Here is a 16,481-nt window from a genome sequence, read left to right on the forward strand (position 1 = left end):
GTGTAGATGATGTTAGAACTCGAATTGGAAGAAAAACTTATCGATGCTCAAGCAAGTCAAAAATATCTGGAAAAAAATTTAATTAAAAAAACTGAGCTTCATAAGCAATTGTACTTCCAAGTTATGGTTAGCATTATCATGGGAATACTGCTCGGTCACTTTTACCCTGAGCTTGCTATGAAAATGAAGCCGTTGGGGGATGGTTTTATCAAGCTGATAAAGATGATGATAGCCCCTATTATCTTTACCACCGTTGTTACCGGCATATCCGGTATGAAAGATATCAAAGAAGTAGGACGTATTGGCATCAAAGCCCTTATTTATTTTGAAGTGTTGACCACGTTTGCTTTAATCATAGGGCTTGTTGTAGCCAATTTATATCAGCCTGGTGCTGGGTTAAACATTGATGTCCATTCGTTAAATAGCAAGAGCATTGCTAATTACACTTCTCAGACAGCCGCATTTGATACTGTTGATTTCCTCTTGAATATTATTCCCGATACCTTAGTAAGTGCTTTTACAAAAGGTGAGATCTTACCCGTTTTATTTGTTTCGATTTTATTTGGTTTTGGGATTTTAAAGGGTGGGGAAAAACTTCAGCCATTTACAAAACTAATTGATCAATTTTCTACTGTGCTCTTTTCCATTATTGGTTTTATCATGAAAGTCGCACCCATAGGTGCCTTTGGCGCAATGGCCTATGCAATAGGCGCATATGGCATACACACCTTAGTTGCACTGAGCAAATTATTGGCGGATGTGTATCTTACAAGCCTATTTTTTATCTTCATTGTATTGGGTTTCATTGCGAAAACATTTAAATTCAGTTTGTGGCGTTTTCTAAAATACATTAAAGAAGAACTGTTCATAGTACTCGGCACTTCATCTTCTGAAGTCGCCTTGCCGAGGATGATTAGTAAATTAGAAAAATTAGGTTGTGGAAAAACAGTTGTAGGATTGGTTTTGCCAGCTGGATATACTTTTAACCTCGACGGAACATCGATTTATCTCACTATCGCCACATTATTCATTGCCCAAGCGCTTAACATTGACCTCTCACTAAGCCAGCAATTGACGCTTATCGCCGTTTTATTATTAACCTCTAAAGGAGCTGCTGCCGTTACAGGTGGCGGATTTATTGTGTTAGCTGCAACCTTATCCAGCATGCATACCATTCCCGTTGAAGGGGTCGTGCTGCTGCTTGGTATCGACCGATTCATGTCTGCAGCCCGTTCATTTACTAATTTAATTGGAAACGGTGTAGCAACCATAGTGATTGCTAAATGGGAGGGTGATTTTGATTCTAACGCAGCCAAGAAAGCGCTAGAGGGGTAATAAAACTAAAGCTTTTCACTATACTGACTAAACGCTTCATACAAGCTTTGCCTCTGGTAATTACACATTCCAGACACAGGCGCCTGCGTAAATTTTTCCAAAGTGAGAGATACATACACTATCGCTTCGAGACTACTGCTCCCCGGGGAAGCAGTATTTGTAAGGTTATAGGAATTACTCCGATACATTAAACCGAAGGTGGGTTCATAGTGCTTGAAACGTCGCCCAGGTGCGGTTCCTTGGCCGCATAGTCTTCTGGTTGACTATCAAAAAATGGCCGAATGCATCGCTTTTTATAAGAGGTTGGCAAATCTTTAGCAGTAGCATCGTTGTCTTCATGTTTGCGCTTTATCCCGCCCTTCTTTCCTTCGCCATCTGCTGAGTCTATCGTTTCACCATTTTCCGCATTGTTTACCTCGAGCTGGTGGCTTGTTGTCTCCATTATTGTGTTACCGTCTTTAAAATCAGCTTCGAGTGAAGTAACAGCCCTAATATCTCTTAGGTATTGAATCCATTCAAACTCTCCTGGTTTCTTATTATATCCTCGGATCTCATCATAATGGTTGGTTTTTACAGCGCGAAACATCTCTTGATAATCTCTCTCACTGTCATCAAGTATATAAACACAGTTGACTGTTTCGCGATTTTGCCGCTTGAGTTGGGAATTAACGTCCCTAAATTTATTCCCAGAATCTAAAATAGTTAGTTTTCTTATTTCTTCGTTAGAAAATCCGTGATATTTGAAGACCGCATTTATGTACTCGGATCGATTCTTTGTCACAATATTCACTGTAACGTCATCATTTAATAATATTTCATGAAAAAATAGGATGGCATCTGGGCTCATAAGGAGATCAACATCTACCTGGCTGCAATCAAAACTTTTGTCATATTGTCCAAATTTAGCTTCGAATAAAGACTGAATTTCACATGGGGTTTTCATTGAAGTTCTTTTATAGTCTTGTTTTACATTTTCTTTATAACCTTGCAATAATGATTGATAAAAGTTTGTAAATACAAGATCCCCCCCAGGCCTTCTAGTTACCGTACCATCAAAATCAGTGTAAATAATAACTTTATTCATACTTCTCACTCTTTTTACTATAAATTTATTTTTCAAATAACGGATTGATTGAATTGAATAATTATCAAAAAATTATTAAATAATCTGTTGATATCGCTTGAAAATTGAGTTGTTATTACTTGTGTTTTTTGAACAAATTTATTTAAAATTTATTCAAAAATTAAATCTTTAAATTTTACATGGTTAAGATTAAGGAAATATTAACGATACAGAAAAATATAGAGAGTATTTCAGTAATAGAATTGTTTTTGAAAAATAGATTAATTAAGTAGAAATTTAGTTGTGATTGATTGAACCAAGTGAAATATCGTTCAGAACTTGAATTGTGCTCTCATCAAACACTTCATTAGTTAGTATTAGCGTTTGTTTTTTACTACATAAATTTTTATTCCAAGATAACCTAAATGCCAGAACAAAAGATTGGTCAGATTAAATAAAGAGGATGTGTTTATTCGTTGAAGGTATCCTTAAGTCGAGCATAGATTAAGGCCATCGCACAGGAAGCTTTACGTGACACTTCATTACTGCCACGACTGGTCAAAATAATAGGAACTCGCGCCCCCAGAACAATCCCCGCTGCTTCAACACCCGATAAAAATGTAATTTGCTTGTACAGCATATTACCTGACACGAGATCGGGAACAACGAGAATATCAGCATCACCCGCTACTTGGGAAAATATTCCCTTTTCACGAGCAGATTCAATAGAAATGGCATTATCAAAAGCAAGTGGACCATCAACAATTCCACCTGTAATTTGACCACGTTCAGCCATTTTGCACAGAGCTGTTGCATCCAAGGTTGATGGAATCTTTTCATTGACTGTCTCAACTGCAGATAAAATAGCTACCTTTGGCTGTCGCAAACCTAACCTTAGAAACAAATCGATCGCATTTTGTACAATATCCTTTTTAGTTTGTAAGTCAGGTTGTATGTTGATTGCAGCATCAGTCAAGAACAATGGCTTAAAATAGTTCGGTACTTCCATAGAAAAAACATGGCTCATTCGTCGTCCTGTGCGTAAACCATTCTCTTTATCCACTATAGGACTCATCAATTCATCAGTATGAATTTTTCCTTTCATTATCGCTTCAGCCTTTCCTTCCTTAATTATTTTAACGGCCATTTCTGCCGCTTCATGGCTGTGTTTTGTTGCTACTATTTCGTACGCAGAAAGATTAATGTTGGCCTCTTTAGCTGCATTTTGAATTTTTTCGGAGGGTCCCACGAGAATTGGACTGATCAAATTTTCTTCCGCAGCATCGATCGCACCTTGTAGTGAGAGCACATCAACTGGATGGACAACCACTGTTTTAAGAGGGGTATAACCATTTTTCTTTTTAATCAGTTGGTTATACCATGAGTCCTTAGACTCTTGAAGAACTACTTTAGGTAATTCAACACGCCTTCTCCTCACTTTTTCAGTTGGAGCAATCACCGTTGCAATCCCTGAAATTACTGTTTTTCCCTGTTGATTCCTACAGTTGCAGTCCAGGTTAATGATATTTTTTTCCTTTTTTTTCTCTAAGACAGTAACTGTCACTGTTAGCGTATCTCCCGGGATTACAGGTGCAGAAAATTTGAGGGTTTGATCTAAATAAATCGTTCCAGGTCCTGGAAGCTCAGTGCCTAGAACTGTAGAGATGAGTGATGCCCCCCACATCCCCTGAGCAATAATTTTGTGAAACCTATCATCTTTTGCATACTCGGCATCTACATGAGCAGGATTGACATCACCTGACATGATTGAAAATAATTCAATGTCCTTTTGAGTCAGCGTCCTTTTTAAACTAGCAAAATCACCAATTTTGAGTTCATCAAACGTACGATTTTCGATGAATACCATATGAAAACCCTCCTAGTCCATGATTGAATAGCCTGTATCGATATAATGAACTTGTCCTGTGATATCTTGGGCTGCATCGCTAGCAAGAAATGTCGCAAGATTACCCACATTTTCGATATTAACTAGTCGATGTAATGGGGATTTCTCTATTCCTTTTTCAACGTATTCATAAAAATTAAGAATCCCTGATGCTGCACGAGTCTTAATGGGACCGGGAGAGATCGCATTAACCCTAATATTATTTTTGCCTAATTCATAAGCAAGGTAGCGAACAGTAGCTTCTAATGCGGCCTTAACAATACCCATGAGATTATAATTTTTGCTCACTTTTTGACTGCCGTAATAACTCATAGTTAAGATGCTTCCCCCTTGTTTCATCAATGGTTCAGCAAGTTTTGACATTTGAATCAGGGAATGACAAGAAATAGCCATTGCTTCTAAAAATCCTTCCTGAGAACAATCAACCACACGATCTTGCAAATCGCTTTTTGGACAATAAGCAATCGAATGCAGCATAAAATCGAGCTTCCCCCATTTTTGCTGAATGCTATCAAACAACATGGCGAGCTCTTCTTTCTTTTGTACATCACACGGTAAAAACAAAGGTGATTGTAATGCTTCTGCTAAGGGTTCAACGTAAGTTTTTGCCTTTTCATTCAGATAAGTAACCACTAACTCTGCTTTGGCCAGATGAAACTTCTCAGCACAGCCATAGGCAATACTATGCTCATTCGCAATACCAACTACTACCCCTAATTTTCCATCTAAATCAATCAGCATGGCCACCTCCCATCCACTGCTTGTGATCACGGGGAATCAACTTCTTATAAAGCAAAATTTTCACTCCACTCTCAACAAACATCCACAAAAGTGCGTAAGCCCAAATAATTAAGGCATAGATCCAGCCAATTGGGGTAATAAACCACCCATAAACTGCAGCCAGAGTACCCATGATTTGAGTGGATTCAATACTGAGGAAGAACCAAAGATTTGGCCAAGGCCGTTGCCAAATGGTCCCCGTATTTCGAGTGATGTAAATAGTAAGATGTCCCGATACCAACAATTTTAAAAAAATAAAGGTTTGGATCATCGGTAAAGACAACTCAAAATAATCTTTAGCAAGATAAAATAGGATAAATGTTTCGATAACACCAATGATCCCAAGAGTGGTACTGATGATTAAAACCCGCTGCATATCCCAGCGGACTGGAAATGGAGCTACAGGAACATGATCATAGGCAATCATCATAATCGGAAAATCATTTAATATCGCCAGCAGCACTATCATAATGGCTGTAACAGGATAGAAATTAAACAGGACGATACTGGATGAAATAAAAAGTAGTACCCTTATAGTTTCCGCTATTCTGAACGTGGCATAACTGGTCATACGTTCGAAAATTTTTCTGGCCACCGCAATAGCTTGCGTAATTACCGATAATCCACTTTCAGTCAAAATCAAAGCAGCCGCAGCACGGGCAGCATCAGTTGCACCACCCACAGCAATACCAACATCCGCTTGCTTTAAGGCAGGAGCATCATTAACTCCATCACCTGTCATCCCTACAATATGACCTATGGATTGAAGCAGTTTAACAATTTTAAATTTATGTTCGGGAAAGACTTCCGAAAAGCCATCAATAGTTTCAAGTTTGTGAGCATCATCTGGTTCTTCTTTAAATACTGTGGAAACAGGAACAATGTTTTCTCCTAATCCAATTTTCCCCGCAATTTCTTTGGCGATAGAACCGTGGTCGCCTGTCAACATTTTTATTTCGAGTCCCATCTTTTGCGCGCTTCTAACCGTGTCAACAGTGTCGTCTCTTGGAGGATCAAATAAAGCAATGAGTCCAATATACCTCCATGCTCCATCCCCATCTTTCCTTGCCACACCTAATGCACGATATCCTGTGCTTGCAAATCTATCCACTTCACGTTCGACTTGTTGTGTGAGCTCTGGTTTATTAACTAATTCCAATATAATTTGTGGAGCCCCTTTAGATACCCTGAAAGACTTATGATCATGTTCAATGAGTGCTTCCGAGCGCTTATGTTTTGGATCAAAAGGAATAAATTGAGTTGTTTTGTATGGTTCCATTTGAATGCCCGGGGGAAGTGCTTGAATGATAGCCTGATCGATGACATCGACAGAGTTTTCCTCTGAAGCTAATGCAGCTGCAAGAAGAAGTTCTTCTTTACCAGTCGCCTCGATAATAACTGGTTCCCCCATAGTCAGTTGGTTCTTAGTCAGTGTTCCTGTTTTATCCGAACATAAAACATCGATGCCGGCCATTTCTTCGATAGAAGATAATCGTGAAACTATGGCTTTCATTTTAGCAAGTTGCAAAGCACCAACTGCCATGGTTACAGTTAATACTGCCGGTAAAGCCACAGGGATTGCGGCAATCGTCAGAATTAGGGCAAAAAGTAATGAATGGAGAAAAGCTACTTGGCGCAAATGAGCAACAACTAAAATAATAAGAACTAAAACCAGGGTCATGCGGATAAGAAAATTGCCAATTTTTAACACCGCTTTTTCAAAATGGGAGGCCGCTTTAGCTGTTTCAACCAATTTTGCTGTACGACCAAAATAGGTATTCATTCCAGTTCCGATGACAATCCCTGTCATTTCACCCAATCTAACAATAGAACCTGAATAGACCTCTTCCCCTACTTTTTTATCAACTGGAAGAGATTCACCCGTTAAGGTCGACTGATCCACTGTTAAATATTCACCAGCTAATAGCTTTATATCCGCTGGAATAATGTTCCCTAATTTAATTAAAACAATATCCCCTGGTACCAGTTCACGTGCGGGAATGGTTATCCATTTGCCATCACGTAGCACGCGCGCAGTCAATGCCAACTTATTCTTTAAGGCTTCAATGGCATTATCTGCTTGATATTGTTGCCAAAACCCGACACTCGCATTAAGCGCTAACATCAGAAAAATAATCCAAAAATCTGTCCAATGTTGTAAAATTGCTGATAAACAGAGCGCTGTTTCAATCATCCAGGGAATAGGCCCCCAAAGAAAAGAAAAAAATTTAATTAGGCTACTTGTTCTCTTTTCTTCAATGGCATTTACACCATAAGCTGCCAGTTTTTTTTTGACCTCTTGAGAATTCAAGCCTTTGCTAGGATCTGTCTCTAAATCCGGTTGATTCATATTCATGTCCCTTTGATATTAAATCACTCGTCATTATTTTTGAGAACATAGGTGCTAGGGGGCTTCATCAAGCACATGCAAACCTTTTGCGGCTTTACTGAGCTTTGGCAGGTTTTTTTTTTGCTAGATTTTTAGCTAGCCATTGCTTCTATCCTGGCCGCCATTGCTCAGTGTTTTGGACAGTCGATCAACTTTTATTACTCACAGATTAGTTAAACTTATCCTTTAACAGACCGACAAATACTACTAAATCATTATGGGCCAATTGCCGCTATGATGCAAAAACAAAAGTATCTGGAATCTGCAGCAACAGAATGTAGCAAGAAAAAGACAAAAACGTCGATCAAAGAACGATGGATGGACAGTTGGGGGTCGGCATTTCCTAACTAATCCAAGAGTTCTTCCGTGGGCAGCCCGGGCATTTCCGAAAAATTTCTCCAAATATAGAGAAATTAGATTAGTTCAAGTTGTGAATTTATTAGAATTTGTATGCTCATCATTTATACCTGCCATTTTTATTCAAGCCCTAGCTTTACATAATCTTCAAGTTTGGCAATATTATCTTTATCTTTTTTTGTATGATCTATTCTTTATGCTTGATGATTTGATTATCTTTATGCTGTCAACAGAATAAGTATTCAGTATGCAAAATGGTGTAAGTTCTTCGGTGGTATCACCTTGTTTTTTGTAGGGATTGCTTTGTTGGGTTTTTCCTATTCTTAAATGGATGAAGCTTAAAAAATCAAGACTAGAAGGAAGCGAGTCAAAAGGAATTTTTATCCTGTGGGTGACGAGAATATACCCACATTATGCGACTTAATTGTCGAATTGGATAATCATCTTATCTCGAAAAATCCGAATCAAAATCGATTGTTCTACAACGAATACCCTGTTTAAAAGGAATAACCTTGAGTGTAGGAAGTTCCTTTCTTTTGAAGTCTCTCTGTGTCCCAAGGCTAAAGTCAATATAAGGATCGTAGATGCAAGCATGATTTGTTATTTGGATTACACTTTAATTATTAAGTTTTGTTATTTGATTTAAGTGTTCAAGTAAATTATGGAGAAAATCATGCATACATCTAATGGAATACTGGCACTTTTTTTGAGCCTATGGATTCCCTCACTTCATGCAGCGATAGATATGGTAGTCTGGCAATGCAGTTCCCATGATCGTACTGAGCAATACTTCAATGGTTTTAGCAACAATGAATGGTCGTCTTTGCGTAATGCGATGAAGTTATGCAAAAAACAAAGTAAAAATCCAAAAACATGTCGGGTCTCACAAGAAGATTGCGATGCCTTGGTCAACGGGCAATCAATACGCCCATGGTGGCAATGCAAAGCAATGGATAGTCTTGGATATGTTTGGATAGGCGGCTACTTTCGAGTAGCAGATAACGCGATTCTAGAGGCGAAGTCTCGATGCCACTCATTTAGCGCTGTGCCCGCGACCTGCTTTACAAGTTTCTTCACTTGCAAAAAATTAAATCCACTTTAATGCACTGCAGAGTATTTTGGACTGGATCCATTAACTGGTCATCATTGCCATAAAGCCCTTACTAGTATTTAAAGCGAAATAATTTCCATCACCAACATGATCATTTGATCTCCTATAGTTCAAACAATCATAAATTTAACTAATCTGTTCTAAATTAATATTTCCTTAATGTTAAGTGGTTAGAATTTGTTCGTTATTAGTCGTAAACAAGCAGAGGTAACCATGAAAGCCAGAGAAGAGAAAAAATCCCCAGGAATATTTAAAGCAACTTTTGATGTTATAAAAGCGGCGTTTTCAAATGTGGATGAAAGTTATGAATACAAATTTCCACAACGAAAGATGCTACACGAAAAAGCACCGCCTCATGTGCAAGCAGTTAACCAGCATCTTGATAAAGAAGGGGTTGATTTGGCTCAAGAGCATGTTACCCACTTTGAACGAGGATTTGAGATAGATGGGCACGAAGGCGAAGGCTATCAACATAATATGAAAAAATGGGCAAAAACCGTAAAAAATGAAAGGAAAATTGCTGATTCATTTCAAAAAGAAGCGGATGAAGAGGCCAAGAAAGGCGTTGACGCCGATCAAACTAAAATCACTTATGCAAAGGCAGGATATTTAGCCCATACCCTATTTGGTTCCGGAAAAGCAGCTATGAATCCTTATGTCTCCCATGAGGAAGGATTAGGCATTGGCGCCATCCATGATTATATTGATTTTCAGCAGGATCTTAAGCACGGGATGCAATAATCATTTTTTATCAGAATCCTAGCAATGAACAAGTCAGGATTCTGATATTTGTTAAGACTTATTGCTTTTATATAACCAGTTTGTGTTATAATTTCCCTTGGCTTTTATAGGGAGAACAACCATGCGTACTTTTTTCTGTTCACTTTTACCAACAAAAAAAGAGGAAACGACTCCATTCACCACGCAAGGGGAGGTTTTAGAAAAATATGGTCAAGGCATTAACGATCAAGGCGAATTAGTAGGAATGTGTCGGCCAATGGCCAATGCTTACGCTAGCCTTATTTTAAAAGGCAAAAACCCTGAAGAATACCTTGCAGATGACAAGAAATTTTTAAAACTGGCAATTGAAGAAGAAAATAAGGAATTAGAATCAGGTGATTCTGATGTTGACCACTTAGCTTTTAAAGAAAATGGAGCTGAGCACACTGACATTTCTGTTGCTAAGCGCGATTTAACTGAAGAAACCGTGACTGATTTATTAGATGAAAATGATCATCTCTTAATTACTTACCCACAAAAAAAAGCTGCCCACGAGATTTATTTGGGTCGAATAAAAGAAGGCCGTTGCCGATTTTTTGATGCAAATATTAAAGGTGGAGAAAGAAAGGGAGAATGTGAAGTATTAATTCACCAAGCAGTTAAATCAATGAAAGATCAATATACAACAGAAGACAGACCTTTCTCTGTGGGTATGAGTAAGGGAATATAAAAGGAACGTAATTCTTTTTGATAGAGGGGTTGGTACTGTGCTCGCTGCAAAGCGATGCCAGTATTTGCTAGCGAATAGTAAATCTATATTGTTAACAAAAAACATAATTTGAGTGTAATTTACAAAATGCCCCCTATTTTTAATACTTTCCCAAACCCAAGTTTATTCAATTTTAGACATTTTCGTATTTCATATTCGCTCTTACCACCAATTAGAAATCTTATCTCGAGGTCAGTCGGCCATGATGCGGTAAATGTCGTTAGCATTGCTTGTGGTACAGCATTGGAATTATCTACCTTCGAGCTATTGGCTCGTTCCAGAGAAATCAAAGTGAATTATTTAGGCTGCGATATCAACAAACGTGATTTGCGGTTCAATGCTCGAGTCCTACAGCCCAAGTCCCCGAGTGTGAAGCAAGCCTATGTTCATGCTGATATTGCCAGTTCCCCTCCGGTGGCAGCCATAGCAAAGGCTCATTGCATAATTTGGCGTCATCCAGAGTTTTTAAGCGACCATGCCGAAACACCTAAAGAGTTAATTTTAGATATGTGTCAAATTTTATGGCATGTTTTAGACAATAAAGATGAAAAGGCTCCTCTACTGATTACCTGCTACGACCCTCATGAAATGATGTTGGTTATTGAGCTTATTCAGCAATTCTGCGAAGCTGATTTAAAATATGACTTAAGTATTGATACGCAACATGGCCGGGCATCTTGGCAAAACCCCATTGTTGCACCCGAAGACTTAGATCCATTATTTAATTTGAACCACCACGACCAATGTCAATTGCTCATTACACAATGCCGCCTTAAAAGCGTAATCGCTGATCGCGAGCTATTTTTGACCACATTATCTAGGGCTTTTCATACTGTTTTATCAAGAGTACAAGCAGAGACGCTTAACCCTTTATTGAACCTTTTAGAGAATTTAAATAAACCTAATCTTGATGTGCTTAGAGAAGCCGTCTCTTATTTAAATAATCAAATTCGAGAAAATAGTGCTCCTTTTATGAAAAGGGAAGAATTACTTACTGTGTTAACTATGCATTATGAGCAATCAGAAATTCTCAATCAATCAACTTGTTGCATTTAAATAACTCAATTGATTTGATAAATAATCAAAATGGCCTTAGAATGCAGGGCTATTTTTACTAGAGCGTTATTCGGTTCTTCATCATGTGGTATTACAAACTTCTTTTTGCCTTAATCTCTAAAGTCAAGCAGGCAGACCAAGAACAAGCAGACTCTTTTTTAATCTCTTTTATTTCGGAAATTAATAGACAATTTCCTGAATCGGTGCCCCCTCAAGTGTGTTTGGGCCTTATCGATAAGATGTATCGAAAATATGGGCAAGTCGCAGACGATTCTATTGCAGTTAGCAAATTTACTTCTGATTTATTTGCTTTAGGCATTATTTTATCTAAAGCCACAGAAGATGAGGCAGTTTATGTGGAGGATTTTAAAAAAATTTACCAAGATCCTGAAAAGCTACGCATTCTTGGCTTTTCAGCAGACATCCCAACCATTAGCCAAGTTAAAGATTTAGAAATAAAACAGCTGATAGAAATAGGCTACAATGTGAGCCCGGATTTAAACCACATCCTGCAGATTTTGAATCATCAAAACGAACAAAATATCAATATCGAATTGATCATTTATTTCAGTAACTTAATGGTCGAAAGCAAGTTATTTGATGACTTTCTTAGCCAAGTTTATGCGCAATATCGGTCAAATTTAAACCACTTATCAAGCCAAATAGGTTCTGCTCCCAAGGTAATTAAAAAAAGAAAATATGATGACACACGAGATAAAGAGGACACCCAACCCGATAAAAGAGTTGGCTTCTTAAACCCCTATAACCAATGTCTTTTTTTAGATTCCCAACGATGCCATTACCCTTCTGTTCAACCCAAACGTTACATTTCAAGAAAAGAATTTATACAAATTTCACCGATCGCTTTTTTTGAAGGGCAACAGTATAGCAAAAATTGTTCTCAGCCCTCTGAAGAAGTCCAAGAGCAACCGCCATGTAGTTCGCAATTTGAAATTTAATTGACACTAGGTTGTCACAAAATAAGGAATTTCTTGGGAGTTACCCTCGAAGTACGCGTTTGATAAAAATGACATCCATTAAATCTTTAAGCGTAATTATTCCGTAAAGCTTACCCTCTTGGGTAACGATCAAACGTTTGGTCATGTGAGATCGCATGATTTCTAGGACTTTTGCAACATCGGTTTCAACATCGACCATATTTTTTTCTGAGCATTCGGACATAACTTGCATGACACGAATTTCTGGCCACTTTTCTCTTTCTGTTTCGCTTACTGTATCAAAAGAAATACTTCCTACTAATTCACCATTTTGCATGACTGGATAGAGTTTGTGGTAGTAACGATAGAAATAATCTTCTACTAACTCTTGAAGCGTTAAATCAGATGCGACATAAATTGGGTCTTTTTTGACGTATTTTTTTATAGAGTCTCCGCGGAATATTTCTTTGATAAAGAGTTCTTGATAAGACATCTTAGAAATAGACTGCAGAAAAAACCCAATTAATATCATCCATAAACCACCGATTAGACCCCCTTGAATAAGTTGGATAATCCCTAAAAAAATCATACTAAAACCAAGCCAAGTTCCACCCTGGGAAGCAATTCGTGTCGCCCATTTTAAATTGTTAGACCACCACCACAAAATTGAACGAAGTATTCGTCCGCCATCTAACGGAAAACCAGGCAACAAATTAAAAACTGCTACAACAAAATTGATTATGCCTAGGTAGTGTATTACACCGGTGAGTAAGATAGGCCAATTCATTGCAATACCAATTCGAGAAAGGGCATAGAAAACTACCCCTAAACCGATACTAAGCAATGGACCAGCCCCAGCCATTAAGAATTCTGCCTTAGGGCTTGGTGGCTCAGCCCCCATCTTCGCTACCCCACCGAAAATAAAAAGCTTAATTCCTGTAAAAGGGATCCCATATAACCGCCCGACTAAAGAGTGACACAATTCATGCAATATAATCGACAAAAAAAGCCCTATTGAACCAATAAAGCCCATAATCCAATAGTACCCTACACTATAGCCTGGGTATTTTATGGGAAAATACCCATCAGCTAATGTCCAAGTGATAAGAATGGCCAAAAAAAACCATGTCCAATCCAACCTTATTTCAAAACCAAATAGCTTGAACAGGTAAAGTCCTTCATCCTTTTTATTCAAGTCCATCTTATTGTTCGCTCATAAGATAATTGAGAGATAACTAGCAAAATTTGTTCCATAAAGTAAGGAAAGCAGAGTGAGCATGACGATTGCGGTTGCTGATCGACATACTCTAACCAAAAACATTGAGGTGATGGTTCTCCCTGATTATTAAATTATGCACACGATGGAGATACTGTTATCATTTACGAGTCAGGGTCTTTTGATCCTAATCTATTTGGGTTTGTGAACTTAGCGAACGAGACTATATGAATAACAAATTAAACTATTCTATCAGAGCGGCAACCATACAAGACGCTCATGCAATTGCCGAAACGCATATACGTTCTTGGCAAGGCATGTATAAAGAATTTATTCCCGAGTCGATATTAAACAATTTATCCATAGAAGAAAGAACTCAACAGTGGCAAGAACTGATCTTGCAAGGAGTAAAAGTATTAGTCCTTGAAGTTGAGGACAAAGTGGTTGGTTTTGCGAGCGTTTGCCGCTTCCGAAATGCACATGCAGAAGATTCATCAGGGGAAATAAGTGCTATTTACTTAGATCCCCATTATTGGCGCATGGGATTAGGAACTAAACTCTGCACAGCTGCTATTTCAGAACTTGAATCACAAGGATATAAAAAAATATTCCTTTGGGTTTTAGAAGGCAATACGCAAGCCCGTAAATTCTACGAATCACTGAACTTTAAGGCCACAAACACCACGAAATTGGAGGAGTTTTATGAAGGAGGAGCTCTACTAACAGAGATCCTTTATTGGAAATGATATATCTCTTTAAGACGATAAAAAATAAACCATTTCTTGGCTTGTATGGTTAGCCGGGTTTTGGAAGAGAAAAGTCCGAAATTTGCTTAATATCTCTATCCACTTCTTGGCCTTTTACTTTCCAGACAAAAAAAATGGGGATGATGAATAAGGATGCAAACAATTTTGCAATTATCATTCCTGTAGTGTCTCTGCGTTTTTCGAATAGATGCTTTCCGGTCTCATGATTGATGTCTTTGAAGTAGGCCGCTTTAAATGTGCTTAATTTTTCCCCGAAGTTTTTTTCTTCATCATTAAAAATTTTAAGGTAACCTTCTACTGATTTAATCTTGTCTATAGCGAGTGCAATTTCTGGGTATTCCTGCAGTTGTGAACTATCGCGCAATTCAGTAAGTATGGTTTTTTTGTATGGAAAATAGATTTCAGCATGGGCTTCAAGAACCTGGTTTAAATGTTCTCTGTATTTTTCTAAAACTGCTTTTAAATTAAAAAATTTATAGCTTGATTCAAATAGTGCTACTTGTGAAGGTTTACTTAACGCTTCAAGTATTGTGCCTGCAGTTTCTTGCGGGTTAGGGTAAATAACGCGATTCTCTAATTTTGCATCTATCGCTATAATTTTTTTAAGTAAATCGATAATAGTCTTTTGAGCCTGTCTTGTATTTGTCTTGCTAAGCGAGTGGCAGGTTTTGTCAATAAGCGCTAACAAAGCTGTATGCTTGGCGTTGGCTTCTTTTAAATTGTGTAACCACTTAAGAAATTCGGGGTATTCCACATCATTCTCCTAGTCAACGCAAGTCTAACAACTAAACATTAAGGAAATATTATCTTCTGAGATTTAGGGCACAAATTTAACCTTGAAACAAACGTATACAAAAATAAGGTGCAGGTTGGGTCAAGGCCCAACCTTTTGAAAGTGCTAAAGTAAAGGTGTTGTTTCGGATCTATTTTCGCCTACTTCCAAACTGATTTTTTCAGCTTTTTTACTCACAGGATTGTTATTATATAATCCGTTTTCTACTAAATATTGGATAGTTGCAACCTGGTTTTGTCCCCTGGATAATTCGCTAGATACCTGATGCTTACCTTCTTTTGGTTTTAAACCGACAACCTCTTTAATTTTGCCGAAAAATCCTGACGAGGCAACGGGTTGCGACACTCTAATCAACTGCTGTGGGACTTCCAATCCTGGAACAATTTCGCCTTTCTGTCCCAGTCTTATTAACTCATTATGTACCCATAATGAAGCGGGAAAATGCCTAATCAAAAATTCATGGGTAATTATAGGAGAAAATGAGATAACACGGATTGGCGAATTATCCGGCATTGGGTATCGACCCTTAATATCATTCACTGTGAAAAATTCATAGGTAGCAAGGATTGGTTTTGAAGGAAGGTGTTCAGCGTCGAGTGTTTTTTGCTCATCATTTGACTCTTGTTTACGTTTTCCTTTGGATTTTTTGATCTCATGGTGATACTGCTTTAATTCCCTTTCGAATTGACAATAAGTAGCCTCACTTAGTACCAAATGAATGTTGGTTTCTTTGGAATAGTTAGATTTACAAAAATCATGCAGGCTTGAATACATCTTAGCAAACTCTTCAGCCTGCTCTTGGGATCGAAACAAAGCACCATGTGTTGCCTCAAACTCACCAACCTTATCCTCATCAGTTACAAGCCAGTAGTCTTCCCCCTCCTCTTCTGATAACGAAAGAGGAACACCAAATTTACAACCTTCTTTACGGCCAATCAAAGCAGTTGCCTTTGTAACCGTCCCTACTTTATAGCAGTTTGTTCCCTCAATTTTTTTGACACTAATCGGCAGCTCAATTTCTTCTCCTACCAATAAATCTGGGCAGCTTTTAACAGGACTATTTTTTAATTTTTTGTACAATTTAGCTGATACATTGCGTTGTAACCATTCTTCATCAAGTTTAATTTTTCTAATATGCATTTTTGCTTTTCCATGAATTAAGCGGCGCACCATAATACCATTACAAAATTTATTTTCCATGCACTTATTTGCATTCCCTTTTTCGCCTCAAACAAGATCCGTAAAACTAGTGTAAGAAATCAGTAAAAATCAATTGTTCTT

Annotated in this window: 14 protein-coding genes; 7 read left to right on the plus strand and 7 right to left on the minus strand. The window is 37.9% G+C overall.

Features of this window, described 5'->3' with window-relative positions; translation table 11 throughout:
- The first annotated feature begins 6 nt into the window (after window positions 1-6).
- Entirely contained in the window at window positions 7-1,335 is a 1,329-nt protein-coding gene (locus LMI_RS10630; protein ID WP_064102974.1) for a dicarboxylate/amino acid:cation symporter, read from the plus strand.
- 187 nt (window positions 1,336-1,522) lie between these two features.
- On the opposite strand, the gene LMI_RS10635 is transcribed toward LMI_RS10630, so the two are convergent.
- From LMI_RS10635 to LMI_RS10650, 4 genes are all read right to left on the minus strand, one after another.
- Complete coding sequence (locus LMI_RS10635; RefSeq protein WP_052679540.1) at window positions 1,523-2,419, minus strand: hypothetical protein; 897 nt, start codon at window positions 2,417-2,419, stop codon at window positions 1,523-1,525.
- A gap of 448 nt (window positions 2,420-2,867) precedes the next feature.
- Complete coding sequence (locus LMI_RS10640; protein WP_045099780.1) at window positions 2,868-4,265, minus strand: bifunctional enoyl-CoA hydratase/phosphate acetyltransferase; 1,398 nt, start codon at window positions 4,263-4,265, stop codon at window positions 2,868-2,870.
- 12 nt (window positions 4,266-4,277) lie between these two features.
- The gene (gene fabI, locus LMI_RS10645; RefSeq protein ID WP_045099781.1) at window positions 4,278-5,045 is read right to left on the minus strand and encodes an enoyl-ACP reductase FabI; all 768 of its coding nucleotides are present in this window, start codon (window positions 5,043-5,045) and stop codon (window positions 4,278-4,280) included.
- A complete protein-coding gene (locus LMI_RS10650; RefSeq protein ID WP_197540462.1) occupies window positions 5,035-7,434 on the minus strand; it encodes a plasma-membrane proton-efflux P-type ATPase in 2,400 nt (799 codons plus the stop codon). The genes fabI and LMI_RS10650 overlap by 11 nt, the downstream gene beginning before the upstream one ends.
- 1,069 nt (window positions 7,435-8,503) lie before the next feature.
- On the opposite strand from LMI_RS10650, the gene LMI_RS10655 reads away from it, so the two are divergent.
- The 5 genes from LMI_RS10655 to LMI_RS10675 all read left to right on the plus strand — a co-directional run bounded on the left by LMI_RS10655 (window position 8,504) and on the right by LMI_RS10675 (window position 12,445).
- Window positions 8,504-8,932 carry a hypothetical protein gene (locus tag LMI_RS10655; RefSeq protein ID WP_045099783.1) on the plus strand — a complete coding sequence of 143 codons (429 nt, stop codon included), beginning with the start codon at window positions 8,504-8,506 and terminating at the stop codon, window positions 8,930-8,932.
- Window positions 8,933-9,154: 222 nt separating this feature from the next.
- Window positions 9,155-9,682: a hypothetical protein gene (locus tag LMI_RS10660; RefSeq protein ID WP_045099784.1), complete on the plus strand. Its 528-nt coding sequence runs from the start codon at window positions 9,155-9,157 to the stop codon at window positions 9,680-9,682.
- A gap of 121 nt (window positions 9,683-9,803) precedes the next feature.
- Window positions 9,804-10,391, plus strand: coding sequence for a hypothetical protein (locus tag LMI_RS10665; protein ID WP_045099785.1), 588 nt, complete (start codon window positions 9,804-9,806; stop codon window positions 10,389-10,391).
- A 126-nt stretch (window positions 10,392-10,517) separates the two neighbouring features.
- Window positions 10,518-11,486, plus strand: coding sequence for a hypothetical protein (locus tag LMI_RS10670; RefSeq protein WP_045099786.1), 969 nt, complete (start codon window positions 10,518-10,520; stop codon window positions 11,484-11,486).
- 83 nt (window positions 11,487-11,569) lie between these two features.
- Window positions 11,570-12,445: a hypothetical protein gene (locus LMI_RS10675; protein WP_045099787.1), complete on the plus strand. Its 876-nt coding sequence runs from the start codon at window positions 11,570-11,572 to the stop codon at window positions 12,443-12,445.
- Between the two features lie 40 nt (window positions 12,446-12,485).
- Here LMI_RS10675 and LMI_RS10680 read toward each other — a convergent pair whose 3' ends face one another.
- Complete coding sequence (locus LMI_RS10680; RefSeq protein ID WP_045099788.1) at window positions 12,486-13,625, minus strand: site-2 protease family protein; 1,140 nt, start codon at window positions 13,623-13,625, stop codon at window positions 12,486-12,488.
- Window positions 13,626-13,867: 242 nt separating this feature from the next.
- Between LMI_RS10680 and LMI_RS10685 the strand changes: the two genes are divergently transcribed.
- A complete protein-coding gene (locus LMI_RS10685; protein ID WP_045099789.1) occupies window positions 13,868-14,386 on the plus strand; it encodes a GNAT family N-acetyltransferase in 519 nt (172 codons plus the stop codon).
- A 49-nt stretch (window positions 14,387-14,435) separates the two neighbouring features.
- Here LMI_RS10685 and LMI_RS10690 read toward each other — a convergent pair whose 3' ends face one another.
- Together LMI_RS10690 and LMI_RS10695 are read right to left on the minus strand one after the other, a co-directional pair.
- Window positions 14,436-15,161, minus strand: coding sequence for a hypothetical protein (locus LMI_RS10690; protein ID WP_045099790.1), 726 nt, complete (start codon window positions 15,159-15,161; stop codon window positions 14,436-14,438).
- Window positions 15,162-15,305: 144 nt separating this feature from the next.
- Complete coding sequence (locus LMI_RS10695) at window positions 15,306-16,400, minus strand: hypothetical protein (protein ID WP_045099791.1); 1,095 nt, start codon at window positions 16,398-16,400, stop codon at window positions 15,306-15,308.
- Window positions 16,401-16,481: the final 81 nt, after the last annotated feature.

This window comes from Legionella micdadei (genome assembly GCF_000953635.1).
In the GTDB taxonomy this organism is placed as follows: Bacteria; Pseudomonadota; Gammaproteobacteria; order Legionellales; family Legionellaceae; genus Tatlockia; species Tatlockia micdadei.